The organism is Geobacillus zalihae NBRC 101842, from assembly GCF_001544135.1.
GTDB classification, from domain to species: Bacteria; Bacillota; Bacilli; order Bacillales; family Anoxybacillaceae; genus Geobacillus; species Geobacillus zalihae.
In genome coordinates, this window is sequence record NZ_BCPV01000042.1 from 1 (window position 1) to 23,997 (window position 23,997).

At 55.3% G+C, this 23,997-nt stretch carries 21 protein-coding genes and 1 pseudogene; 14 read left to right on the forward strand and 8 right to left on the reverse strand.

Annotated features, from left to right (window positions below):
• Positions 1 to 11: 11 nt before the first annotated feature.
• From GZ1_RS11930 to GZ1_RS11950, 4 genes are all read left to right on the forward strand, one after another.
• A complete protein-coding gene (locus GZ1_RS11930) occupies positions 12 to 920 on the forward strand; it encodes a R2-like ligand-binding oxidase (RefSeq protein WP_033005187.1) in 909 nt (302 codons plus the stop codon).
• A gap of 355 nt (positions 921 to 1,275) precedes the next feature.
• Positions 1,276 to 1,881, forward strand: a complete 606-nt coding sequence (locus GZ1_RS11940; RefSeq protein WP_015375612.1) for a DUF6230 family protein — start codon at positions 1,276 to 1,278, stop codon at positions 1,879 to 1,881.
• Between the two features lie 210 nt (positions 1,882 to 2,091).
• Positions 2,092 to 3,234, forward strand: a complete 1,143-nt coding sequence (locus GZ1_RS11945; protein ID WP_015375611.1) for a DUF6114 domain-containing protein — start codon at positions 2,092 to 2,094, stop codon at positions 3,232 to 3,234.
• Between the two features lie 12 nt (positions 3,235 to 3,246).
• Entirely contained in the window at positions 3,247 to 4,395 is a 1,149-nt protein-coding gene (locus tag GZ1_RS11950) for a hypothetical protein (protein WP_015375610.1), read from the forward strand.
• Positions 4,396 to 4,822: 427 nt separating this feature from the next.
• On the opposite strand, the gene GZ1_RS11955 is transcribed toward GZ1_RS11950, so the two are convergent.
• Positions 4,823 to 6,325, reverse strand: a complete 1,503-nt coding sequence (locus tag GZ1_RS11955) for a response regulator transcription factor (RefSeq protein ID WP_033006571.1) — start codon at positions 6,323 to 6,325, stop codon at positions 4,823 to 4,825.
• A gap of 307 nt (positions 6,326 to 6,632) precedes the next feature.
• Between GZ1_RS11955 and GZ1_RS11960 the strand changes: the two genes are divergently transcribed.
• On the forward strand, positions 6,633 to 7,154 hold the full coding sequence (locus GZ1_RS11960) for a MogA/MoaB family molybdenum cofactor biosynthesis protein (protein WP_015375608.1): 522 nt from the start codon (positions 6,633 to 6,635) through the stop codon (positions 7,152 to 7,154).
• Between the two features lie 58 nt (positions 7,155 to 7,212).
• On the opposite strand, the pseudogene GZ1_RS11965 reads toward GZ1_RS11960, so the two are convergent.
• Both GZ1_RS11965 and GZ1_RS11970 read right to left on the reverse strand, forming a co-directional pair.
• Positions 7,213 to 8,214, reverse strand: a pseudogene (locus tag GZ1_RS11965) (acetate--CoA ligase); the annotation flags it as partial.
• A 73-nt stretch (positions 8,215 to 8,287) separates the two neighbouring features.
• Positions 8,288 to 8,623 carry a hypothetical protein gene (locus GZ1_RS11970; RefSeq protein WP_060788524.1) on the reverse strand — a complete coding sequence of 112 codons (336 nt, stop codon included), beginning with the start codon at positions 8,621 to 8,623 and terminating at the stop codon, positions 8,288 to 8,290.
• 180 nt (positions 8,624 to 8,803) lie between these two features.
• Between GZ1_RS11970 and GZ1_RS11975 the strand changes: the two genes are divergently transcribed.
• Both GZ1_RS11975 and argH read left to right on the forward strand, forming a co-directional pair.
• Complete coding sequence (locus GZ1_RS11975; RefSeq protein WP_060788525.1) at positions 8,804 to 10,024, forward strand: argininosuccinate synthase; 1,221 nt, start codon at positions 8,804 to 8,806, stop codon at positions 10,022 to 10,024.
• A 42-nt stretch (positions 10,025 to 10,066) separates the two neighbouring features.
• Positions 10,067 to 11,446 (forward strand): argininosuccinate lyase, encoded by a 1,380-nt coding sequence (gene argH, locus GZ1_RS11980; RefSeq protein ID WP_060788526.1) that lies wholly within the window; start codon positions 10,067 to 10,069, stop codon positions 11,444 to 11,446.
• Positions 11,447 to 11,515: 69 nt separating this feature from the next.
• On the opposite strand, the gene GZ1_RS11985 is transcribed toward argH, so the two are convergent.
• Positions 11,516 to 11,962 (reverse strand): universal stress protein, encoded by a 447-nt coding sequence (locus tag GZ1_RS11985; RefSeq protein WP_015375602.1) that lies wholly within the window; start codon positions 11,960 to 11,962, stop codon positions 11,516 to 11,518.
• Positions 11,963 to 12,072: 110 nt separating this feature from the next.
• Between GZ1_RS11985 and GZ1_RS19295 the strand changes: the two genes are divergently transcribed.
• From GZ1_RS19295 to ald, 3 genes are all read left to right on the forward strand, one after another.
• Entirely contained in the window at positions 12,073 to 12,213 is a 141-nt protein-coding gene (locus tag GZ1_RS19295; RefSeq protein WP_015375601.1) for a hypothetical protein, read from the forward strand.
• A 96-nt stretch (positions 12,214 to 12,309) separates the two neighbouring features.
• The gene (locus GZ1_RS11990; protein WP_015375600.1) at positions 12,310 to 13,074 is read left to right on the forward strand and encodes an SDR family oxidoreductase; all 765 of its coding nucleotides are present in this window, start codon (positions 12,310 to 12,312) and stop codon (positions 13,072 to 13,074) included.
• Positions 13,075 to 13,162: 88 nt separating this feature from the next.
• Entirely contained in the window at positions 13,163 to 14,281 is a 1,119-nt protein-coding gene (gene ald, locus GZ1_RS11995) for an alanine dehydrogenase (RefSeq protein ID WP_033008576.1), read from the forward strand.
• 325 nt (positions 14,282 to 14,606) lie between these two features.
• On the opposite strand, the gene GZ1_RS12000 is transcribed toward ald, so the two are convergent.
• Positions 14,607 to 15,701 (reverse strand): M24 family metallopeptidase, encoded by a 1,095-nt coding sequence (locus GZ1_RS12000; RefSeq protein ID WP_060788527.1) that lies wholly within the window; start codon positions 15,699 to 15,701, stop codon positions 14,607 to 14,609.
• Between the two features lie 139 nt (positions 15,702 to 15,840).
• On the opposite strand from GZ1_RS12000, the gene GZ1_RS12005 reads away from it, so the two are divergent.
• Entirely contained in the window at positions 15,841 to 16,521 is a 681-nt protein-coding gene (locus GZ1_RS12005; protein ID WP_021322125.1) for a metal-dependent hydrolase, read from the forward strand.
• A 116-nt stretch (positions 16,522 to 16,637) separates the two neighbouring features.
• Entirely contained in the window at positions 16,638 to 17,945 is a 1,308-nt protein-coding gene (locus GZ1_RS12010) for a CBS domain-containing protein (protein WP_060788528.1), read from the forward strand.
• Positions 17,946 to 18,030: 85 nt separating this feature from the next.
• Here GZ1_RS12010 and GZ1_RS12015 read toward each other — a convergent pair whose 3' ends face one another.
• Positions 18,031 to 18,339, reverse strand: coding sequence for a YtpI family protein (locus GZ1_RS12015; RefSeq protein ID WP_013144507.1), 309 nt, complete (start codon positions 18,337 to 18,339; stop codon positions 18,031 to 18,033).
• Positions 18,340 to 18,439: 100 nt separating this feature from the next.
• Here GZ1_RS12015 and GZ1_RS12020 point away from each other — a divergent pair, with 100 nt between their 5' ends.
• Positions 18,440 to 19,387 carry a DHH family phosphoesterase gene (locus GZ1_RS12020; protein WP_013524308.1) on the forward strand — a complete coding sequence of 316 codons (948 nt, stop codon included), beginning with the start codon at positions 18,440 to 18,442 and terminating at the stop codon, positions 19,385 to 19,387.
• Positions 19,388 to 19,708: 321 nt separating this feature from the next.
• Here GZ1_RS12020 and ytrI read toward each other — a convergent pair whose 3' ends face one another.
• Positions 19,709 to 20,212, reverse strand: a complete 504-nt coding sequence (gene ytrI / locus GZ1_RS12025; RefSeq protein WP_060788529.1) for a sporulation membrane protein YtrI — start codon at positions 20,210 to 20,212, stop codon at positions 19,709 to 19,711.
• Positions 20,209 to 20,550 (reverse strand): sporulation membrane protein YtrH, encoded by a 342-nt coding sequence (ytrH, locus tag GZ1_RS12030; protein ID WP_011232219.1) that lies wholly within the window; start codon positions 20,548 to 20,550, stop codon positions 20,209 to 20,211. The genes ytrI and ytrH overlap by 4 nt, the downstream gene beginning before the upstream one ends.
• A gap of 115 nt (positions 20,551 to 20,665) precedes the next feature.
• On the opposite strand from ytrH, the gene dnaE reads away from it, so the two are divergent.
• The gene (gene dnaE, locus GZ1_RS12035; protein WP_060788530.1) at positions 20,666 to 23,947 is read left to right on the forward strand and encodes a DNA polymerase III subunit alpha; all 3,282 of its coding nucleotides are present in this window, start codon (positions 20,666 to 20,668) and stop codon (positions 23,945 to 23,947) included.
• Positions 23,948 to 23,997: the final 50 nt, after the last annotated feature.

The window sequence follows — 23,997 nt, forward strand, 5'->3', positions numbered from 1 at the left end:
AGGGAATAATGATGGTCCATCATGACGGCTTTCAAACTGTGAAAGCAACGATTGACTGGGAGCATCCGATGTATAAGTTGTATGAAAAAGCGAAGCGGAACGGCAAATGGAACCCAGCCGACATCGACTTCAGCCAAGATCAGAAGGATTTTGCCAGCTTGACGAGCGAAGAAAAAATTTCCGCGCTGCCGCTTGTTGCCGGTTTCTCGGCCGGCGAAGAGGCGGTGACGCTCGACATTTTGCCGATGGCCCACGCCCTCGCGCGCCAAGGGCGGCTGGAGGATGTCTTGTTTTTGACGACGTTTATGCATGATGAAGCGAAACATGTCGAGATGTTTTCCCGCTGGCAGCAGGCGGTCGGCATCGGGCAAATGGATTTGTCCGTCTTCCATAACGATGATTACAAACGCATCTTTTATGAAGCGCTGCCGGAAGCGATGAACCGTCTGTACACCGACGACTCGCCGGAAGCGGTCATCCGCGCCGCCACCGTCTACAACATGATCGTCGAAGGGACGCTTGCCGAATCAGGCTATTACACGTTCCGACAAATTTATAAAAAAGCCGGGCTGTTCCCTGGCCTTTTGCAAGGGATCGATTACTTGAACATGGATGAAGGCCGCCATATCCAATTCGGCCTTTATACGATCCAGCGGCTCGTCAATGAAAATGAGCGGTATTACGAGTTGTTTATCCAGTATATGGATGAATTATGGCCGCATGTCATCGGCTATGTCGCCTATTTGACCGAGCTCGGAAAGCGCCAGCAGCAGCTCGCCCGCACATATGCGCTCGAGATCGACTATGATTTGTTGAATCGATATGTGGTGAAACAGTTCAACCTCCGCAAAAAGCAAATCAGCCGCACGAAGCGCGTCGACGTCGTTGAGGAGCTCGAAAAAACGGCTGCTGAGTCATGAGCGGACGGGCGGGTGGCCCCCTCCCCCCGCCCGCATCTAGAAAAGGTCGGTGATTTGGAGAAAATGCACCAGCAAGGAGCAGCTTGGTCAACAGCTCTTTCGTGCATTCGGGGACCCATCTTTTTGAAGAAAACGCGGCTTTTCACCAATCTTCTAAAAAAACAGGGGAGAAAGCGTCTCATCCAGTATTTTTCCAGCTTGGGCGCGAAATAGGTGCGAGGGAGGGCGCAGCCGGTTTGTGCGGCATGTGGGCAAGACCGCTGCTGCCTTCAAGGGGAGCAAGGTATTTATTTTGGGGGGAATAGGGATGAATCAAAGCTTGTCGGATGAAGGAACACAAAGGGGGCATGAAAAAATGGGGAGCTTGTTTGCGGTCAATCCAAAACGATTTGCCATTGCGGGTGGGACGGGATTTCTCGCCGTCATCGCTTTGGTTGCCATGTTGCTTCTGTCAGGGACGGCGTTTGCGGCGTTTCCGCTTTCAGGAGTTGGGGGATTTACGATCAGCGCTGATAAAATTACGGGAACCGGGTTTAAACTGTATCCCGCCATCGGTGAAACCGAACAAAGAGGGGCTTGGGGACAGGCCGCCGTCGACTTGGCGTCGGCGAACATCACCAATTTGGTGCTGACGAAAAACATCAACACCGAATCGGCTCTCGGCGCTTACGGCATTAAAAGCATCGATGTTGTCGTTACCGGCGGCAATGTGAGCGGGCAAAATTTAAAATTGCGCGTCACCGGCATTCAAGCGGACAGCACGTCATTTGCCGGCTTGGAGACGCAAGAGCATAAAACCGACAACCCGCTCAATGTTATCGATTTGAGCGCGCCGAGCTTGACTCTTGACAAACCGAGCTTGAACACGCATTACATGTCGGCTGGGTCGATCACGATTCCGAACATGAAGTTGAAAGTGATCGCCAACATGAAGGACGGAAGCCGTGTCGGCGACTTTTAATCCGGTCTGATCATCATTTGAATGAGAGCGGTTCATCTCCTATTCCTCCCAAAATGAATTGGATGATCTGTGATCTTGTTCCTTGTGTCGAAAGTTGCATCAACTGTGGATCAAAGGGGTGACGGAAAGAGGGACGGCGGAGTGTTCAGCTTGTCCGCTGCTGTCACTTGCCGAGAGAGAAGATGAAAACGGGTAAAGGGAGGCAAGACCATGGGAAAGATGTTCGAGATTGGGCAAATTGCGGTCATAGGGGCGCTGACGGGCGCGTTTATCGGCGGAATCGTGCTCCAAGGAGGGATTGAAGGAGCGCTGTGGGGTGGACTGGCGCTGGCCGCTGTTCTCGCGGCGGCCGTTTGGCCGCTTCTCGAACGCCCAACTGCTTTGATGCGAGCGAAATATGGAGCGGCGGCTTTTTTGCCCGGCATGCTTGTTGGCGGGAGTCAATGGCTGTCGATCGGGGTTGTTGGGGCAGCGGTGGGAGGGGCGGCGAGCAGCGCGCTGGCTGCTTTTGTTGCCTCTCGCCTCATCGTGCGCCAGGAAGAACAAGGCCGTTATATCCGCACGCGTTTTCATTACGTCTGGCTGTTTTTTGGTGGATCCCTCGTGACGTTTTTCGCTTTAAACGCCCTGTTTGTCGCTGAGAGGGCGGCGCCGTGGCAAACATGGGCGCGATCGATTCCGATGGCCGTTCAGTCCTCCATCGTTCTTGCCTTCGTGTTGCTTGGATATATGATTTGCATCGGCTGGCAAAAGAGAAAGACCGAGACATGGCGGCAAGCGCGGTCGGCTGCCCGCCGGGCGGGGGGAGCGCTGCTGGTTGGAGGGTTGCTGCTTATCGCCGCCGCTTCGATGTTCCATTATGGCCTTTGGTCTGTTCACGATGCAGCCCGCTTTGTCGGGCCGCTGTTGTCGTATGCCTTAGGTTGGATGCTGCCGTGCGCCGTCGGGCTTTTGCTTGCTAAAAACCGCTATCGTCCTGTGTTAGGATCGGTGCTCGGGATGATTGGCGCGATATTCGTCTTGATCGTTGGCATTAGCGTGTTTCCGATGTTGCTGCTTCCTGGAAGCGGGCTGATGTGGGCTGGGCTGGTCACGGGGCTGGTGATGATCGTTTTGTCCATTTTAAGCATGATCAAACCGCAAAGCCATGTCACCATCGGCAGCTTTCTTATTCTTGCTTCCATTCTGTCTTTCGTCGGTGCAGCAGGAGGTCTGATCATCGGAGGGGTGATCGGGCTTTTAGGAGGTGCGCTTGTGGTCGGATGGAGCGGGAAACAGGAAGAAAAAACAAGCAGTGATTCTTCTCCCCCCGCCTCTCCGATCCCGCCGCATTCGCCAACGATGACAGGATAAAGGAGGAACCCAATGAAATCCATCAAATGGCTCAAAATGTCGTTTCTTGCGTTGCTGCTTCTCCTCTGCTTGCCGCTTGGCGGTTCGCGTTCACTCGCTGCAGGGGAGGAACAAGGATTTGTCATTCATGCTGATAAAGTCGTCGGCATCCTCGATTTAGGGGGCATTATCCTTGGTTCGCCGAAAGTGATCGTCGGCAAGCTTCCGATTGCGTTCATCCAAGCAGACATCAGCGGATTGTCAATGGAACGGGCCATCGACACGCCGCAAGGAACCATCGTGCTGTCGATTCGCTCGGAAGGAACAGCGAGCGCCACTTGGATGAAGCTCGATGTGACGAAATTGAAGTTCGGGGGCCTTTGCTTGGATGGGTTTCCCATTAAGCAGTGCTTGAGAGACGTCACGTTGGTGGCGACGAAGATGACGGCCTCCCGTCTCTCCATCCCCGGCATGTCGCTGTCGGCCTCATTTTCTGGTGCAACTCTAGCGCAAGCGGAGCAAAGCGCACTCGAACAAACAGATCTCGCGCAAGAAGCGGAACGGCTCATCTGGCAGCTGGATGAACAAAAGCAAGGCGATAACAGCGCCGCCCGTATGGTTGAGACGCTGCAAGCAAACGTCCCAGCGTTGGAGAAGCGTGTCAAGGCGAGAACGGATGAATGGGGGACGCTCGCAGAAAAGCTGAACGCTGTTTCGGCTTCTCTCCAACAGCTTGAACGGGCCATGGCGGGCGGACAAACAGCTGGAAGCGAAGAAAGAGCGCAATATGAAGAAATCAAGGTTCGACTGCAGGAGTGGAACGAAATGATCGATCAACAAACGGCCGCCATCCGCCAAGATATCGAGAAATGGAAGGAACAAGACGCTCTATGGAAGAACGCAGTTTCGTATGCAACAGAAACGTTGAAGCTTGGAGAACAATCAAAAGCGATGAATCTTCTTTCGGCTTTGCGCTCGTCGCTTGATCGCGTCAAACAACAGCTTGACAAGCTGGAAACGGACGGAGCAGTTTGGCGCAAAACGGCGAACGAGCTTGAACAGCGGCTGAATGCAGTAGTTGAATGGTGGAAGTCCAAACCGGCTGCCGAAGCGAACAGCGCGGACGGACGTTCTCAGCCCCCGCTTCCTTCGCCGGGAGCAGATGAGGAAGGGAAACGGTAAAGACATAGAAGGTTGGTAATGATAGAAAAGAAATGCTCTTCTTGAACTGCGAAACTCTACAACGCTTTTTTCACTTGAAAGCGACAAGTTCGCGCAATGGTGGTTTTTTCACCAACCTTATAGAAAACAAGAGGGCAAGGCGTTTGGCTCCTTGCCCTGTTGGTGTGGACCGATTTCAGCAAGAAGCGCGCATGCCGACGCTACGGTGAACTACCCACCACCTACGCTTCGCTTAGAGATGGGGGCTTCAAGCGACTTGTGTGTGTTCGCCGAACGGTAAGCCACACACAAGAACCCTTTACGCTTCCCTTCGTTCCGAAGGTGTCCGTTCTAGCCATATTCTATCCTATTCGTTGGCTAACGCCAACCGACATTCATCTCCCACTTTCACTTCGTTTCAAAGTGGGAGACTTCTTTCGGAAAGATGTTAAATGATTCCGTCGCGAATCGCTTTGACAATGGCTTCAGTCCTGTTTTTGGCGTTCATTTTTTGCAAAATGGCAGACACATAATCGCGCACCGTGTATTCGCTCAAATGGAGACGCTTTGCCGCCTCGTACGTTGACGCCCCTTCGGCGACGAGCTTCAGCACTTCGATTTCCCGCGGCGATAAATGCGGCGTCGGCTGAACAAGATCGGAACGCCCTCCGCTGCATTTGGCCAAAATCTCCCCCGCGCTTTGTCCGAATTTCATCACCGCCGTGTAAAGATCATTGGACAATTGAAAGGACGTCTTCGGACCGCAATCCAAAATGGCGGCGCCGATAAGCCGATTTTCCGACGGCGCGTAAATGGGAGCGATGACAATCGATTCCAGTTGAAACTGCTTGACGTATTTCATCGGCAATCCTTGCGCGGCATGGCGGACATAAATGGGCGGCACGTTCGTCATCTGGCGGCCGAGCAGCTGCAGCCGCTGGATGTATTGCTTAATGAACGGAAGGCTGTCGATGTGTTCGTGAATGCTTTTGATGTCATGATTGTTCAGTTGATAACCGTACAATCCGAATCCGCTTTCATGAGTGCTTGAATAGGCGAACAGGGCACATCGTTCAAACGGCAAGTAAGCGACAAATCCGGTTGAAATGTACTCGATCGCTTCGTTCAGCGATTTGGCCCGCATAATCCATTGGTCAAACAACAAGACGGCGTCTTTCCAAAGATGTTGCTCTTTTGTGCGAATGACGGCCTTCTGGGCGGCATGAGACTGTTCGAGAGCGTGAAGAAGAAACGGGATGACGAGTTGTTCTTCCCCTTCTGCGCAAACGAGCAAAAGATCGCTCCCCCATGGGAGCGGAATCAATCGCATTCCACCCGCGTCCATGCGGGAAAGAATGCGTTCACATAAAGCGAAAATCGTCTCTCCATACATCGCGCCTTCTGTGAGCACATCGGCCGCGCTTCCATGCCATTTGGCGACGATGAATCCACCGTCCGCTGTTCTTGCCAGCTGGGCGATCCAGGCGATCGGCAGCTGCTTGGATGAAACGATTTGCGAAAGAAACTGCTCCAAATCGAATTCGGGGCAGCCAGAAGCATTGACGGACTCATGAAGCTTCGAAAAAACGTACTGAATGGCTTGATGAACGCGAAATTCCACAATACCGTCCGATTGAATGGCTTCGTGAACCGCGTTTTCCATCATCGATAAAATGGCGGTGGACTGGTTGGGTGACAGCCCGCCGTTTCGCTTTTCCCACTCGCGGCGAAATGACGCCAGCCATTCATCGATATCATTCATGGGATCAAGCCATTGCGAAGAGAACACGTCAACGGCAAGCCGCAAAGGCTGGGCCGCGGCATGCTGCTTGTCCTCCAGTTCGCGGCATTTGCCCAGCCAAGCGGATAAAATGTCGTCGCGGTGTTTCCGAATCATCTCCCATCCTTCTTTCAAAATGGCGTCCAATCGGATTGACAAGCGCAAGTCCATTCGTTTTCCCTCCTTAAGTTTTTTTCTTGTTTTTTGTCCAAACGATATCATTGCTTCCGTTTCGTGTATCGATCGTTCCATACAATTGGGCGTCATGGGCGTCGGATGTTGGTTGATGCCGGGAGAGAAAAACGAGTGCAAAGATGTTGGAAACAAGAGAAACCGGTTGCGGAAAGTCCTATGATCATCGTGGTGATATATATTAATAATATTATAACAATTCTGTCTATTATGATACAAATGGTTTGCGAACCGTATTTCCATTGTGTACGATAGAGATAAAGAAACGAAAGGGGATCATAAACGGATGAGCACGACCGAACATAAACAAGAAGCCCCCCAAACCGTCCGCTGCAAAGTCATCACCGTCAGCGACACGAGAACGGAGGAAACCGACCGAAGCGGCCGGCTGATGATCGAGCTGCTCACGGAAGCCGGGCATGAGGTCGTCGGCTATGAGATCGTCAAAGACGAAGCGGACGCCATTCGCGAGGCAGTGCTTGACGGTTGCCGCCGCGCCGATGTCGATGCCGTGCTCACGAACGGCGGCACCGGCATCGCCAAGCGCGACGTGACGATCGAAACGGTCGGTGCGCTGCTTGAGAAAGAACTCGTCGGCTTTGGCGAGCTGTTCCGCTTCTTGAGCTACACCGAAGACATCGGCCCGGCCGCCATGCTGTCGCGCGCCGTCGCCGGCGTGGCGATGGACACCGCCGTCTTTTGCACTCCCGGCTCCACCGGCGCTGTGCGCCTCGCGATGACGAAGCTCATTTTGCCGGAGCTTGGGCATGTCGTGAGGGAGATTCGGAAGGATAGGGCGCCGCGTTGACGAAAAGAGAACATAAGCGAAAAAGAGGATGCCCGCTGCGGGCATCCTCTTTCATTCATCAAGCCTTGATGCATTTTTCCCGCTCTTGATTGCGCAGGATGAACCGCTGGATTTTTCCGCTTGGCGTTTTCGGCAGTTCGGCGACAAATTCGACTTCGCGCGGGTATTCATGCTTGGATAAGCGCGTTTTGACGAACAAGGACAGCTCGTCGGCCAGCTCGTCCGACGGCGCAAAGCCTTCTCTGAGCACGACAAACGCTTTGACGATTTCCCCTTTGACGGGATCCGGCTTCCCGACGGCGGCTGCTTCGACGACAGCCGGATGCTCAAGGAGGCAGCTTTCGATTTCAAACGGCCCGATGCGGTAGCCGGCGCTCGAGATGATGTCGTCCGCCCGTCCTTGGAACCAGAAATACCCGTCTTCGTCTTTTGTCGCCAAATCGCCGGTCAAAAACCAAGGGCCAACAAGCCGCTCGGCGGTTTTTTCAGGGTCTTTCCAATACCCCTTAAAGACGTTCGGGATCGAGTCGGTGTTAAAGGCAATTTGTCCGACTTCGCCGTCGGCGACTGGGGTTCCGTTCTCATCGAGCAGGGCCACGTCAAAGCCCGGCAGCGGCCATCCCATCGAGCCTGGCCGGATTTCCATCTCGGCGGCGTTGAAGTTTCCGATCAGCATCAACGTTTCCGACAAGCCATAATGGTCGTGGATCGTAACGCCCACGTGCTCTTGGAAAAAGCGGATGACTTCCGGATTGAGCGGTTCGCCCGCTGAGCTCATGGCGCGCACGTTCAGTTGATAGCGGCGAATGACGTCCGCGCCGGCCGCCGCCATCGCCCGATACGCGGTCGGGGCGTACGCGAAATTGGTCACCCGGTATTTTTCCATCAAGGAATAGCACGTCTCCGGCTTAAACGGCCCTTCGTAAAAGACGATCGGCACGCCAAAGGCCATCGGCGCAAAGGTGCAAAAGACGAGCCCGTACGCCCAGCCCGGATCCGCCCCGCCGAAAAAGACATCGTCATCGCGCAGGCCAATCGCATAGCGCATATACGGATAAAGGAGGTGGTCGCGAAAGCCGCGGCAAGGGCGGCGGGGGCGACATGGCCGTAGAAAAAAGAGACGGCCGGTTTCGTCAGCGTATTTTGCGTTTTACCGCCGCTTCCTTTTCAAAGGAAACATGGGGACTGATCCGATACCAAATCCATAAATCATTCACGATCGAAGCGAGTTCGGCGATGTCAGCATTGAGCTGGCAGGAGCGCTCAAAATCATGTTCTTCGCCAAGCGCGTCTTGCTTTTTGTTGATTTCCCGCTCCAGGGCGGCGATGCGGTCGGGGATCATGCCGCGGATTGTTTCCCATTCCAGTAAAATCGCCTCTTGTTCGTTTGGGCTGTAGTCCTCCCAAGGCTTGTCCAGATGCGGCACGCGGATGCCGAGCCGCTTGTCGTCGATGAAGATGCCGTTCATTCTTGCCGCCTCCTTTTTTTCTATTATACGAAACATTTCCGCATATCGGTGAGGAATTTTTATTCTTTTTATTGAATAAGTATTGAAAAATCACGGGAAAGCTGATAAAGTGATAATGTGTTCAATTTGAATATTTATTTATATTTAAGTATATTTATGTGACAGGAGAGGAGAACGACCATGGCAAATCCAAAATTGGTGTTGGCCTACTCGGGCGGTTTAGATACATCGGTGGCGATCAAATGGCTTCAGGAGCGCGGGTATGATGTGATCGCGTGCTGCTTGGACCTTGGGGAAGGAAAAGACCTTGATTTCGTGAAAGAAAAAGCGCTCAAAGTCGGCGCGATCAAATCGTACGTCATCGACGTCAAAGACGAGTTTGCGAACGAGTATGCGCTCATCGCTCTGCAGGCGAACGCCCTGTATGAAGGGAAATATCCGCTCGTCTCGGCGCTGTCGCGTCCGCTCATCGCGAAAAAACTCGTTGAAATCGCCGAGCTCGAAGGCGCGGTGGCGGTCGCCCACGGCTGCACGGGGAAAGGGAACGACCAAGTGCGCTTTGAAGTGTCGATCAAAGCGCTCAATCCGGACTTGGACGTCATCGCCCCGGTGCGCGAGTGGAGCTGGTCGCGCGAGGAAGAAATCGAATACGCGAAACAGCACGGCATTCCGATTCCGGTCGACCTGGACAGCCCGTTTTCGATCGACCAAAACTTGTGGGGCCGCAGCAACGAGTGCGGCATTTTGGAAGACCCGTGGGCGGCTCCGCCGGAAGAGGCGTATGAGCTGACGGCTTCGCTTGAGAACGCGCCGGATGTGCCGGATGTCATCGAGATCGGCTTTGAACAAGGCGTGCCGGTGACGTTAAACGGCAAGGCGTATCCGCTTGCGCAGCTCATTTTGGAGCTGAACGCGTTGGCCGGCAAGCATGGCGTCGGTCGCATCGACCACGTCGAAAACCGCCTTGTCGGCATCAAGTCGCGCGAAGTGTACGAATGCCCGGGGGCGATCACGCTCATCAAAGCGCATAAAGAGCTCGAAGACTTGACATTGGTGCGGGAAGTTGCGCATTTCAAACCGATCATCGAGCAAAAAATCGCCGAAGTCATTTACAACGGTCTTTGGTTCTCACCGCTGAAAGACGCGCTCGTCGCGTTTTTGAAAGAAACGCAGAAAAACGTCACCGGCGTCGTGCGCGTAAAGCTGTTTAAAGGTCATGCGATCGTCGAAGGGCGCAAATCGCCGTTCTCGCTTTATGATGAAAAACTGGCGACATATACGTCAGAAGACGAGTTTGACCATCAAGCGGCGGTCGGGTTCATCACGCTGTACGGCCTGCCGACGAAAGTCAACAGCATCGTCAACAAGCAACACAAAGCGTCGGTATCGGCCGGCCAATAAGGAAAAGGAAGGAGGAAGTCGCATTCCTCTGCGGCGAGATTCGTGAAAAAGCTTTGGGGCGGACGGTTTACGAAAACAGCGGAAGAATGGGTCGACGAGTTTGGCGCGTCGATCCCATTCGACCAAGAGCTCGTTGAAGAAGACATTGAAGGCAGCCTTGCCCATGTGACGATGCTTGGCGAATGCGGCATTTTGCCGGCGGAAGATGTCGAGAAGATCAAGAGCGGACTCCTGCGGCTGCTCGAAAAAGCGAAGCGGGGGGAACTCGAGTTTTCCGTCGCGTATGAAGACATTCATTTAAACATTGAAAAAATGTTGATCGACGACATCGGACCGGTCGGCGGCAAGCTGCACACTGGACGGAGCCGGAACGACCAAGTGGCGACCGATATGCATCTATACTTGCGCAAGCGGGTTGAAGAGATTCTCGGCCTCATCCGCGGGCTGCAGCGGGCGCTTGTCGCTCAAGCCGAAAAGCATGTCGAAACGATCATGCCTGGATATACGCATTTGCAGCGGGCGCAGCCGATTTCGTTCGCCCACCATCTGCTGGCTTATTTTTGGATGCTCGAGCGCGATTATGAGCGGTTTTCCGAGTCGCAAAAGCGCATCAACCGCTCGCCGCTCGGCGCCGGGGCGCTCGCCGGGACGACGTTTCCGATCGACCGGCATCGGACGGCGGAGCTTTTGGGCTTTGCCGATCTTTACGAAAACAGCTTGGATGCGGTGAGCGACCGCGATTTCATCATCGAATTTTTAAGCAACAGTTCGATGCTCATGATGCACCTGTCGCGGTTGGCCGAGGAGTTGATTCTTTGGTCAAGCCAAGAGTTCCAGTTCATTGAGCTGGATGATGCGTTTGCGACCGGCAGCAGCATCATGCCGCAAAAGAAAAACCCGGACATGGCCGAACTCATCCGCGGCAAAACCGGCCGCGTGTACGGCCACTTGATGGCGCTCCTCACGGTGATGAAAGGGCTGCCGCTCGCCTACAACAAAGATATGCAAGAAGATAAAGAAGGCATGTTTGATACAGTAAAGACGGTCATCGGGTCGCTGAAAATTTTCACCGGCATGATTGAAACGATGAACGTGCGCACGGACGTCATGGAGCGGGCGACGAAACAAGACTTTTCGAACGCGACCGAGCTTGCCGATTACTTGGCGGCAAAAGGCATGCCGTTCCGCGAGGCGCATGAGGTCGTCGGCAAGCTCGTGCTGCTTTGCATTGAGAAAGGCGTCTTTTTGGCCGACTTGCCGCTTGACGTGTATAAGGAGGCGTCGCCGCTCTTTGACGCAGACATTTATGACGCCTTGAACCCGCGCACGGCCGTCAACCGCCGCAACAGCGCCGGCGGCACCGGTTTTGCCGAAGTGCGGGCGGCGCTTGAAAAAGCGAAAGAAAAGCTAAACACCCCGTAACGGCGGGGTGTTCTTTTTTGGCATTTGCCGGCGGCACAGAGAATGGATGCATTCGTTGAGCGCGGAAGGCTATTCTTTCGGCGTCCGCACAACAAGCACATCGCATTTCGCATGGCGGACGATGTTTTCCGAGACACTGCCAATCAGAAACCGCTCGACCGCGTTCAACCCGGTCGCCCCGCAAATGATGAGGTCGGCTTTGTATTTCGGAGCGACGTCTTTGGCGATTTTCACTTTCGGCGAGCCGAATTCGACCGCGGTGTCCACATCGTCGAGTCCAGCGGCGACGGCTTGGTTTTTATACCGCTCAAGCAATTCGTTCGCATACTGTTCCGAACGTTCGGCGAGGGCATAATCGTGCGCTTCAACGGTCGTAAAGCCGCGCAAGTCGATGATGTGGGTCAAAATGAGTTTCGCCCCGTTTCGCTTGGCGATTTGAACCGCTTTTTTGAACGCCCATTCCGCTTCCTTCGAGCCATCGACGGCGACGACGATCGTTTTGTACGTCATCGTCATGTTCTCCACTCCCTTTGGATAAAAATGTTATCTCTATATAGTATACCCTCGCTGAACTGGCGGGAAACTAGACCATATATTGAGATTTTGTGAAAGAAGGAGGAAGGGCGATGGAAAAGCGGCATAACGACTGGCAGTACGAGGAGGAAGAAGTGAGGACGATCACCGAACAAATTACCGAATCGTACGAGAGCGGCATCATTGACGATGACGAATCGTATTACGACCCGCGCCGCGAAGTCGGCGAATAACCATGGCGCCCATGCGCTATGGTTATTTTTTTGTATTCCCCCTTGTTTGTAGTAAAGTAAAAATGAGACCGCAAATCGCGACGAGGAGGGAGAAGGGTGCGGCATGCGTTGATCACGGCCGGAGCGAAAGGATTGGGGAGAAAGGTGACGGAGCTGTTGCTTGATCAAGGCTACTCGGTGACGGTGAACTACCGGAGCGATGAGCAGGCGGTGCGCTCGCTTGCCGAGAAGCACCGCAGCGCCGCCGACCGCCTTCAGTTTGTGAAAGGGGATGTGACGAGAAAAGAGGATTTGGAGCGGTTAGTGGATGCAGCCATGGAGCGGTTCGGCCGCATTGACTGCCTTATTAACAACGCAGGCCCCTACATTTTCGAGCGGAAAAAGCTGGCCGATTATACGGAAGACGAATGGTACGAAATGATTGAAGGCAATTTGAGCTCGGTCTTCCATTTAGTGAGGCGGACGATCCCGATTATGCGAAAACAGCGGTTTGGCCGCATCATTACGTACGGATTTCAAGGAGCGGCGGACGCCCCGGGCTGGGTGCACCGCTCGGCGTTCGGCGCGGCGAAAGTCGGATTGGTGTCGCTGACGAAAACGATCGCCTTGGAAGAGGCAGAATATGGAATTACCGCCAATATGGTGTGCCCAGGCAACATTGTCGGCGATATGAAAGAAGCGGGGATCGCCGACGCCCGCGCGAGAAGGGATGCGGAAACGCCGGTCGGGCGCCCGGGCACAGGCGAAGATATCGCCCGCGTCATCGCGTTTTTATGCGAGGACGACTCGGATTTCATCACCGGCGCCGTCATTGACGTCACCGGCGGAGCAAACGTCATTTACCGCCATCTTTTCCGTTGAGACCAGCGCCTCCTCCTTTTTCGTTTGCTTTTGCGCGAAACGGGGCACAATAAAAGGAGAAGCGGGAAGGAAAAAGGAGGAAAATGTGATGAAGATCGGCATTCCAAAGGAGATCAAAAACAATGAAAACCGTGTCGCCATTACCCCGGCCGGCGTGATGACGCTCGTCAAAGCGGGGCATGACGTGTATGTGGAGACGGAAGCCGGCGCTGGGTCGGGGTTTTCCGATTCCGAGTATGAAAAAGCCGGGGCAGTGATCGTGCCGAACGCGGAAGATGCTTGGGCGGCGGAGATGGTGTTGAAAGTGAAAGAACCGCTGCCTGAGGAGTTCCGCTATTTCCGTCCTGGGCTTATTTTGTTTACGTATTTGCATTTGGCCGCGGCCGAAGCGCTCACGAAAGCGCTCGTCGAACAAAAGGTGGTTGGCATCGCCTATGAGACGGTGCAGCTGGCGAACGGCTCGCTGCCGCTGTTGACGCCGATGAGTGAAGTCGCCGGCCGCATGTCCGTGCAAGTCGGCGCCCAGTTTCTTGAGAAGCCGCACGGCGGAAAAGGCATTTTGCTTGGCGGCGTGCCCGGAGTGCGGCGCGGCAAAGTGACGATCATCGGCGGCGGAACGGCGGGGACGAACGCGGCGAAAATCGCGGTCGGTCTCGGGGCAGACGTGACGATTTTGGACATTAACGCCGAGCGGCTGCGCGAGCTCGATGATTTGTTCGGCGACCACGTGACGACGCTCATGTCCAACTCGTACCATATCGCCGAGTGCGTGCGCGAATCGGATTTGGTCGTCGGCGCCGTCTTGATCCCGGGGGCGAAAGCGCCGAAGCTGGTGACGGAAGAGATGGTGCGCTCGATGACGCCGGGATCGGTGTTGGTCGACATCGCCATTGACCAAGGCGGCATTTTCGAAACGACCGACCGCGTCACGACGCATGACGATCCGACATACGTCAAGCACGGCGTCGTCCATTACGCCGTCGCCAACATGCCGGGTGCGGTGCCGCGTACGTCAACGTTTGCCTTGACGAATGTGACGATCCCATACGCCTTGCAAATCGCCAACAAAGGCTACCGCGCCGCGTGCTTGGATAACCCGGCGCTGTTAAAAGGGATCAACACGCTCGATGGGCACATCGTGTACGAAGCGGTCGCGGCGGCGCACAACATGCCGTATACGGATGTTCATTCGTTGTTGCACGGATGAAATCATGAAGATGGAGCCGCCTTGATGGCGATGAGAAAACAAAGCTGTCCGAATCGGCTTCGGGATCGATCCGGCGGACAGCTTTTGCCAATGGCCTCTCTCGGTGAACTACCCACCACCTACGCTTCGCTTAGAGATGGGGGCTTCAAGCGACTTGTGTGTGTTCGCCGAACGGTAAGCCACACACAAGAACCCTTTACGCTTCCCTTCGTTCCGAAGGTGTCCGTTCTAGCCATATTCTATCCTATTCGTTGGCTGACGCCAACCGAGATTCATCTCCCACTTTCACTTCGTTTCAAAGTGGGAGACTTCTTTCGGAAAGATGTTAAACCATGATCAACTCCTTCGAAAACGACGTCAATACCTCAACCCCATGATCCGTGACCGCGACGTCGTCTTCAATGCGCACGCCGCCGATGGATGGGACGTAAATGCCCGGTTCGATTGTAAACACCATGCCGGGGGCGAGCGGTTCGTTGTTGGCGCCATGAAGCGATGGGTATTCGTGGATCTCGATCCCTAAGCCGTGCCCGACGCGGTGGGTGAAATAGTCTCCGTAGCCGGCTTGTTCGATGACGTTTCGGGCGGCGCGGTCGATCTTCTTCATCGCGGTTTGCGGGCGGCAGGCGTCGATCGCCGCCTGCTGGGCGCGCCGAACGGTATCGTAAATGAGCCGCTGTTCGTCGCTTGCCGTCTGACAGACGACGGTGCGGGTAATGTCGGAGCAATACCCATCGACGATGACGCCTAAATCGAACAGCACGAAATCCCCCGGTGCGACCGCCGCCGTTCCCGGCACGCCGTGCGGATCGGCTGATTTTGCGCCCGTGAGCACGGTCGTGGGAAACGACATCCCTTCAACGCCGAGTTTTTTCAGCTCATATTCAATAACGGCGACAAGTTCGAGCTCCGTCACGCCCGGGCGGATGGCCGAGACGCCGATTTCGATCGCTTTGTCGGCAAGTTCCGCCGCCTGGCGCAACACCTTCATTTCCTGCTCATCCTTGATCAGGCGAAGCTGGCGCAGCTTTTCTTCGGCGTCGTGCCACTTGGCGTTTGGAAACAATGCCGAGAGACGCTCGAAACGGGCGAACGACAAATCGTTTTTCTCAACGGCAATCGAGACGGCCTTGATGCCGCGCGCTTCGAGATGGCGGCGGATCTCGTTCCACGGGTCAGTGCTGTCGTCGTAGCCGATCACCGTATGCCCAAAGCCGCTCCGGCGGGCGCGCGGCGCTTCCATTTGCGGACAGACGAGCGCGGGCTCGCTGTCAGGGAAAACCAAAAGCGCCAGCAGCCGCTCGTGCGGGTCGCACCGAAATCCGCTCAAATAAAAGACGTTGGCGCTTGACGTGATGAAGGCGAATGAACTATGTTGTTGTTGAAGCCAAGAGGAAAATGCTTGCAGCCGTTGGTTCATCGTTCCCTTCCTTCCTTTTTTCGTGATCGTCCATTTTGAGCGTATCAAGAAACGGGCCGTTTGTAAATGGACAGGCGGGAAAAGAAGGAAATGGATGGGCGGCGGCGAATCATGTGTAGTGGAAAGGAGAGATGTGACGATGAAAATCAGCTACCATGGCCATTCGGTCGTCCGCATTGAGACGAACGGAAAAACGATTTTGATCGACCCGTTCATCACCGGCAATACGACGACCGATTTGAACGCGGCGGATGTGAAAGCGGATGTCATTTTGTTGACGCACGGGCACGGGGATCATGTCGGCGATACGGTTGAAATCGCCAAGCGGAACAACGCCCTTGTCGTGGCCACATTTGAGCTGGCGACGTATTTAAGCTGGCAAGGCGTCGAGACGTTTGGCATGAACATCGGCGGGGCGCGCGAATTTGACTTTGGCACGGTCAAGTTCACGCAGGCGTTCCACAGCTCCGGGTTTGTGACGGACGACAAGCAAATCATTTATTTAGGCATGCCGACCGGCATTTTGTTCACGGCCGAAGGCAAAACGATCTACCATGCCGGCGACACTGGGCTGTTTTCCGACATGAAGCTGATCGGCGAGCGCCATAACATCGATGTCGCCTTTTTGCCGATTGGGGACAGCTTCACGATGGGGCCGGAAGACGCGGCGGTCGCCGCCGAGTGGCTCGGGGCGAAACTCGTCGTGCCGATCCATTACAACACGTTCCCGCCGATCGCCCAAGACCCCGAGCGGTTCGTCTCGCTCCTCCCGCCGGGCGTCGGCCGCGCGTTGAAACCGGGGGAAAGCATCGAGCTGTAACAGAGACGCCCTTCCCGCTTCGGGAAGGGCGCTTTCTGATGGCCGGCGCGACCGTTGAATCCCCGCCGCTGCGCCCTGTATAATGGAGGTAACAATGCGTAAAGGGTGAAGAACCGTTGGCGACAAAACACGAGCAAATTTTGGAATACATTCACCGGCTGCCGATCGGCGAGAAAATTTCTGTCCGGCAGATCGCCAAGGAAATGGGCGTAAGCGAAGGGACGGCGTACCGGGCGATCAAGGACGCCGAGAACAAAGGGTATGTGAGCACGATTGAACGCGTCGGCACGATCCGGATTGAGAAGAAACGGAAGGAAAACATTGAGAAGCTTACGTACGCTGAGGTTGTCAACATTGTGGACGGCCAAGTGCTTGGCGGACGTGAAGGGCTGCATAAGACGCTCAACCGTTTTGTCATCGGCGCCATGCAGCTGGAGGCGATGATGCGCTATACGGGCGCAGGGGATTTGCTTATCGTCGGCAACCGGACGAAGGCGCACGAGCTGGCGCTTCAGGCGGGGGCGGCCGTGCTCATCACCGGCGGGTTTGACACGGCCGACCACGTGAAAAAGCTCGCCGATGAGCGGCGGCTGCCGATCATTTCGACGAGCTATGACACGTTTACGGTCGCGACGATGATCAACCGGGCGATTTACGACCAGCTCATCAAAAAAGAAATTGTGTTGGTCGAGGATATTCTCATTCCGCTTGACAAAACAGCGTACTTGCGCGTCCATGATCCGATTGAGCGGTGGTATGCGTTGAACAAAGAGACGCGCCATAGCCGGTTCCCGGTCGTCGATGATGAGCTGAAAGTGCAAGGGGTTGTGACGGCAAAAGACGTGCTGGATGTTGACCGGCAGCTGCCGATCGAAAAGGTGATGACGAAGCAGCCGATTACGGTGAACGGAAAAACGTCAGTGGCGTTTGCTTCTCATATTATGGTATGGGAAGGAATTGAGCTTCTCCCGGTGGTGGATGACTATAACCGGCTGCAAGGGATCATCAGCCGCCAAGACGTGTTAAAAGCGCTGCAAATGGCGCAGCGTCAGCCGCAAGTCGGGGAGACGATCGATGATCTCATCACCGCCCAGTTTCGTGAGTCAGGCGACAAAGAAACGCTGTTTCGCTGCACGATTACGCCGCAGATGACGAACTATTTAGGGACGCTCTCGTACGGCGTGTTTACGACAATCGTCACCGAAGCAGCGGCGCGCATGCTTCGCGCGTACAAACGCGGCGATTTGGTGATGGAAAATATCACGATTTACTTCATCAAGCCGGTGCAAATCGACAGCACGGTCGACGTGCGGGCAAAGCTTTTAGAGCTCGGGCGCAAGTTCGGGAAAGTGGATGTCGAAGTGTATAACGAAGGCGATCTTGTCGGCAAAGCCATGATGATGTGCCAGCTGATCGACCGATAAACGGTAAAGGCAAAAAAAGGATGTCCACTTCCTCATTGGAACATCCTTTTCCTTTATCGTTGGCCGGCGCATACGCCAAACGGTATTACCCTTGTTTTGCCGCTTCCTTTGCCTCTTCGACCGCCTGCGGCAGATAGCAGCGGTAGGCGCGGTAGCCGGCCCAAACGCTCCCGAAGCCTAAGGCGATAAAAATGGCGCAGATGATATAGGTCACGGTTGTCTGATACAAAAACAATTGGTTGATCCCGAACAAGGCAACGAACAGTCCAAGCGCCATGCTCGATTTCGCTGAGAGAAAGCGGCGTTCCATCGGACGATGGGAGCGGACGTAGCGGATTTTATAATAGACGTAAAACGAAAAGGAAAATATAATGAAAATAACCAGGGCTGGCATGGTTGGGTCCCTCCGTTGTTCATTTCTTTTTTCATTGTACATAGAAGCAGGGAAAAATGCCAGCGGTTGAATATGACAGGTGACTAAAGGGGAAGAACGAATGAAACCGGTTCATCAACAAATTCTTGATGCGATTCGTGAATTTGACACGATCATCATCCACCGCCACGTTCGCCCGGACCCGGACGCGTACGGGTCGCAAGGCGGGTTGGCGGCATTGCTTCGGGCGTCGTTTCCGAAAAAAAGGGTGTACGCGGTCGGAACGGACGATCCGTCGCTGTCGTTTTTGCGGAACATGGATGTCATTGATGATTCTGTGTACGCGCAGGCGCTCGTGATCGTCTGCGATACAGCTAATGAGGAGCGGATTTGCGACAGCCGCTATCGGCTCGGGCGAAAGCTCATTAAAATTGACCATCACCCGAACGACACGCCGTATGGCGACATTATGTGGGTCGATACCGCCGCCAGTTCGACAAGCGAGATGATTTATGAGTTTTATTTGGCGGGGAAAGAGGAAGGGTTGACGATGACCGTTGAGGCGGCGCGTCTCATTTACGCCGGCATTGTCGGCGATACGGGCCGCTTTTTGTTTCCGCGCACAAGTGAAAAAACGTTCCGCTACGCTGGGGAGCTCATTTCGTACGGCTTTTCGCTGACGGAATTGTACGACGGATTGTATCGGACGAGCTTGCCGCTCGCCCGCTTAAGCGGTTATGTGTTGTCGAACTTTATGATCGAGGAAGGGGTGGCGGCTGTGAAAATGCCGCGGGCGCTGCTTGAGGAATACGGCGTCACCCCGCTTGAGGCGTCGCAGCTCGTCAGTTTGCTCGGCAATATTGACGGCATTGTCGCCTGGGTGTTTTTCATTGAGGAAGAACGGGAAATCCGCGTCCGCTTCCGTTCCAAAGGGCCGGTCATCAATGTGGTCGCCAAACGCTACGGCGGCGGCGGCCATCCGCTCGCAGCCGGTGCGTCCATTGCTTCTTGGGAGGAAGCGGATCGCGTGATTGAAGACGTAAAAGCGGTCTGTCGGGCTGAGCGGTGACGGAAACGGGTGGTTTTAACATCTTTCCGAAAGAAGTCTCCCACTTCGAAACGAAGTGAAAGTGGGAGGTGAATTTCAGTAAAACCGTGGGGCACACGGGGATCGCTCGGTCAACTTCCCATCATGAGATGGGATTACCCGAGAAGCCCCCACCTCTAAGCGAAGCGTAGGTGGTGGGAGTATGTCACAAAGTTGTTGTTTCAAATGAAGCGTCATGTTGATAGGAGAAGGCGTCCCGAAGGCTTTCGGGACACCCTCTTTTCCTGCAAGACGCGCTTGTTTGGCACTCCACCGCGGCGGAATGGGGCGGCAAGGCGCGCTCTACGGAAGCGGCGTCAGTTTCACTTCGACGGCCAACAAGGTAAAGATCGTGAGTGTGTGAAGTTCAAGCCGGTATGTCTTCTCGTGGACCGTATACGTTTTGTTTTCAATTGCCCGCTCAATCAGTTCGCGGCTGTTGTACACCGTTTCGATATCTTTCGTAATCAAATGGGACAAATCTTCTTTGACGCTGTCTTCAATGCGAAACGTCGTGTAGGAATCAAGTTTATATTGCTCGGCGTTGGCGAGATGGACGGAAACGTCCTGAACGGTCAGCTTTTTTTTCATTTCCTTATTGTAATGAATATAGTCTTCCTGCCAAATGCGAATTTCGTTTTGCAAATCGGCGATCTGTTCGTTGAGCTCATTGACGTGCCGCACTTGTTTTTCCTGCAAGACGCCGAACATATACAAAAAGACAAACCAACTGATGAGCGCTCCGATCGCCGCGCCGGCAAAAAAGCGCTGCCATGACGGGTATTGGTAATACGGAGGAATTCTCATGGCGAAATGTGCTCCTGTGTCAGCCACGTGATGATCGCCACTCCGGTCTGTGCTCCGCCCATGGCGGACAAAATGAGCAAAAATTGCCGCACGATGTCTTTCGTTTCCCCTAAAAACAGCCCTCGCTCAACGACGTAAAACGTGTCAAACGTCCCGCCGATGGCGGCGACGACCGCCCAAATGCGCAAATCGCCGGCAAATCGGTACATGGCCGTCAGCGGCTGGCCGCCGCTCAAAAACGCGCCGAGCGCGCCGATGATGGCGCCGCCAAGCAGCACGCCGACGGCGATAAAATAGCTTTGAATAAACGCCGGCAAGAAGGCTGCTTTTTCGTTCATGCGTTTCCCCGCCCTTTCTTTCTCTCTTATCTATGTATATCAATAGGGTGGACGGAGTATGTAGCCGAAAGAAAAGTTTTCGCCCGTCAAGCGCACGGATGAGGGAGGGATGGTCATGATGTTCGTTCACTTGCATGTGTTGAGCGGATACAGTTTGTTTCAAAGTGCGGCGGCGGTGGAGGCGCTTGCAGCGAGGGCGAAACAGCTCGGCTATCAAGCGCTCGCGCTCACGGACCGGAATGTGTTGTATGGCGCTATTCCGTTTTACCGGGAATGCAAGCAGAACGGCATTCGCCCGATTATCGGCGTGACGGCTGATGTCGCTCTTTCTGGGGAGGAAGCGTTCCCGCTCGTGCTGTTGGCCGCCAATGAAGAGGGGTATCGCCATTTGCTTGAAATCAGCACCATGATGCAAATGGGGGAAACAAAGCATATGGAGGAAGCCGCTCTTGTGCGCTTAAGCGGCGGCATCATCGCCATCACTCCCGGAAGCGAGGGACGCGTCGAGTCGCTTGTAGCCGCCGGCGAATGGGAGCGGGCGAAAGAGGCGCTTGGCCGCTATCATCAGCTGTTTCCAGGACGGCTGTATGTCGCCGTTCAGCGCGGCGAGCAAACGCGAGCCCCATATGAAGCCGGGTTGTTGCAGCTGGCGGAGGAAACCGGCGTCCCGATCGTGGCGACGAACGACGTCCGTTACGTGGAGCGCAGCGATGCCGTGGCGTGGCGTTGCTTGCAGGCCATCGGCCGCGGCGCGCTGCTCGCTGACATTGAGGACGATAACGGCCGCTATTTGGCGGGGCCAGAGGAGATGGCGCGCCGGTTTGCGGACTTGCCGGAGGCGCTCGAGAACAGCCTGGCGATCGCCGATCAATGCGAGTTGCAGATCGAGTTTGGCGGCTGGCGGCTGCCGGCGTATCCCGTTCCGGACGGAGAGACGGCCGACAGTTATTTGCGCCGCTTATCGGAACAAGGGCTCGCCCGACGCGTGCCGTCGGCCGATGAGCGCTACTGGCGTCGGCTTTCGCATGAGCTGGATGTGATTCAGTCGCTTCATTTCAGCGACTATTTTTTGATCGTCGCCGATGTGCTCGCCTACGCCCGCCGACGCGGCATCTTAACCGGCCCGGGCCGCGGTTCGGCGGCCGGGTCGCTTGTCGCCTACGCATTGTCGATCACCGATGTCGATCCGATCAAGTATGGGCTTTTGTTTGAACGGTTTTTAAATCCGGAGCGGGCGTCGGTGCCGGATATTGACTTGGATTTTCCTGATGACCGGCGCGAAGAAGTGATTCGCTATGTGGCGGATAAATACGGGCGCGACCGCGTTGCGCAAATCATTACGTTCGGCACGTTCGGCGCCAAAGCGGCGCTGCGCGAGACGGCCAAAGCGCTTGGCGTCCCTGGGCGGGAGGCGGAACAGGTTGCGGCGCTCTTGCCGAGCAAACAAAGTGTGACGCTCCGCCAATGGCATGCCGAGTCCGCCGCTTTTCGGCGCGCGGTGGCAGCGGTTCCGCAAGGGAGAGAGTGGCTGGCTGTTGCGCAAAAACTGGAAGGGCTGCCGCGCCATACGTCGATCCACGCTGCTGGTGTCATCATCAGCCCGGAGCCGCTCGTTCGCTTCGTGCCGCTGCAGCCAAGCCATGGCGAATGGCCGCTGACGCAATACGCGATGGGGGCGCTTGAAGCGCTTGGATTGCTGAAAATTGATTTTCTCGGTTTGCGCACGCTCACGTTGATCGAGCAGATCGTGCGTTTGATCGAGCGGCAGACCGGAAAGTCGTTTGACATCCGCACGTTGCCGCTTGATGATGAAAAAACGTACGCGCTGCTTGGCGCTGGAGATACAAATGGCATTTTTCAGCTCGAATCAAGCGGGATGAAGCGCGTGCTCGCCGAGCTGCGGCCGTCTGAGTTTGAAGATGTCGTCGCCGTCAATGCCTTGTATCGGCCGGGGCCGATGCAAATGATCCCCGTTTACATCCGGCGCAAGCGCGGCGAGGAGCCGATTGAATACATCCATCCTGACCTTGCGCCGATTTTAGCGCCGACATACGGGGTATTGATCTATCAAGAGCAAATTATGCAAATCGCCGCCCGGCTTGCCGGATTTTCGCTCGGACAAGCGGACGTGCTTCGCCGGGCGGTGGCGAAAAAAGAGAAAGCGCTGCTTGCCAAGCAGCGTCAGGCGTTTGTCGCCGGCTGCGTGGCGAACGGCTATCCGAAAGCAGTCGCCGAGGAACTGTACCGACACATCGTCCGCTTTGCCGATTACGGCTTCAACCGAAGCCACGCGGTCAGCTATGCGCTGTTGTCGTATGCGATGGCGTATATGAAAGCTCATTACCCGCTTTGTTTTTATGCGGTCATGCTCACCAATGCCTCCGGCGACCGAGAAAAAGCGGCGGTGTACTATTGGGAGGCGGCGCGAAAAGGGATCAACGTCCTTTTGCCGTCGGTCAACAAAAGCGTTTTTCGCTCTTTTGTGGAGGGGAGCGCCATTCGCCTTGGGCTCGCGATGGTGAAGCAAGTCGGCTCGGCGGCGAAGCTGATTGTCGAGGAGCGGAAAGCGAACGGACCGTTTGCCGACTTCTTTGATTTCGCTGCTCGCCTGCTGCCAAAAGGGCTCGGGCGCCCGGCGCTCGAGGCGCTCATTTCCGTTGGGGCGTTTGACGAGTTCGGTGCAGATCGGGCTTCGCTTCTTGCCAGCATTGACATTGCGATCGAACATGCGCAATGGGTTCAGGCGCTGCAAGCCGGAGGGCTGTCGTTAAAACCGAAATATGCTGCCGCACATTCGTGGCCTTTGTCCGAACGGCGGCGGCGGGAAGCGGAGTTTCTTGGCTTCGCCGTCACCCCGCATCCGGCGGCGGTGTGCCGCCCGTTGCTGCAAGCGGCGGGGGCGGTGTGTGTTGCCGATGTGCAAGGTCCGTCAACTGTGGTTGGGGGAGCGGTCGTCCGCATACGGAAAACGAGGACAAAGCAGGGTGAAGAAATGGCGTTTTTCACCGTCGGCGATGAGAGCGGGGAATTGGAGGCGGTGGCGTTTCCGAACGTTTACCGCCGCGCGGCGGACGTATTGAAAGAAGGGCAGTTTGTATTGCTTGCCGGAATGATTGAGGTGCGCGGCGGACGGCGTCAGCTCATCATTCGCCGCGTCGAGCGCCTGCTCGTGTCAGCGCTGTATATTAACGCAGGCCATGCGCTATCGGACGGACCGCGGCTTGCGGCGTTGAAGCAGCTGCTCGAACAACACCACGGAAGCATTCCGGTTTATTTATACGACGAAGCGAAGCGGAAGCTTCTCCGCCTGCCGGAACGGTATGCGGTTGACTTCACCGCGCCGCTTGTCGACGAATTGCTCTCTCTATTCGGTGCTGGGCGCGTCGCTGTCAAATAAGTCACCCTTTACTATTTCGCTATTTTGTTATATCGTATAACCATTAGGTG

Excerpts from the sequence above, each read along its gene's own strand:
- GZ1_RS11975 (WP_060788525.1), top strand. The coding sequence starts at position 8,804 with ATGGCAAATCCAAAATTGGTGTTGGCCTACTCGGGCGGTTTAGATACA.
- ald (WP_033008576.1), top strand. The coding sequence starts at position 13,163 with ATGAAGATCGGCATTCCAAAGGAGATCAAAAACAATGAAAACCGTGTC.
- GZ1_RS11960 (WP_015375608.1), top strand. The coding sequence starts at position 6,633 with ATGAGCACGACCGAACATAAACAAGAAGCCCCCCAAACCGTCCGCTGC.
- GZ1_RS19295 (WP_015375601.1), top strand. The coding sequence starts at position 12,073 with ATGGAAAAGCGGCATAACGACTGGCAGTACGAGGAGGAAGAAGTGAGG.
- GZ1_RS11985 (WP_015375602.1), bottom strand. The coding sequence starts at position 11,962 with ATGACGATGACGTACAAAACGATCGTCGTCGCCGTCGATGGCTCGAAG.
- GZ1_RS11945 (WP_015375611.1), top strand. The coding sequence starts at position 2,092 with ATGGGAAAGATGTTCGAGATTGGGCAAATTGCGGTCATAGGGGCGCTG.
- GZ1_RS11930 (WP_033005187.1), top strand. The coding sequence starts at position 12 with ATGGTCCATCATGACGGCTTTCAAACTGTGAAAGCAACGATTGACTGG.
- ytrH (WP_011232219.1), bottom strand. The coding sequence starts at position 20,550 with ATGAACGAAAAAGCAGCCTTCTTGCCGGCGTTTATTCAAAGCTATTTT.
- dnaE (WP_060788530.1), top strand. The coding sequence starts at position 20,666 with ATGATGTTCGTTCACTTGCATGTGTTGAGCGGATACAGTTTGTTTCAA.
- GZ1_RS11955 (WP_033006571.1), bottom strand. The coding sequence starts at position 6,325 with ATGGACTTGCGCTTGTCAATCCGATTGGACGCCATTTTGAAAGAAGGA.
- GZ1_RS12005 (WP_021322125.1), top strand. The coding sequence starts at position 15,841 with ATGAAAATCAGCTACCATGGCCATTCGGTCGTCCGCATTGAGACGAAC.
- GZ1_RS11940 (WP_015375612.1), top strand. The coding sequence starts at position 1,276 with ATGGGGAGCTTGTTTGCGGTCAATCCAAAACGATTTGCCATTGCGGGT.
- GZ1_RS12015 (WP_013144507.1), bottom strand. The coding sequence starts at position 18,339 with ATGCCAGCCCTGGTTATTTTCATTATATTTTCCTTTTCGTTTTACGTC.
- GZ1_RS11970 (WP_060788524.1), bottom strand. The coding sequence starts at position 8,623 with ATGAACGGCATCTTCATCGACGACAAGCGGCTCGGCATCCGCGTGCCG.
- GZ1_RS11950 (WP_015375610.1), top strand. The coding sequence starts at position 3,247 with ATGAAATCCATCAAATGGCTCAAAATGTCGTTTCTTGCGTTGCTGCTT.
- GZ1_RS12020 (WP_013524308.1), top strand. The coding sequence starts at position 18,440 with ATGAAACCGGTTCATCAACAAATTCTTGATGCGATTCGTGAATTTGAC.
- GZ1_RS12000 (WP_060788527.1), bottom strand. The coding sequence starts at position 15,701 with ATGAACCAACGGCTGCAAGCATTTTCCTCTTGGCTTCAACAACAACAT.
- ytrI (WP_060788529.1), bottom strand. The coding sequence starts at position 20,212 with ATGAGAATTCCTCCGTATTACCAATACCCGTCATGGCAGCGCTTTTTT.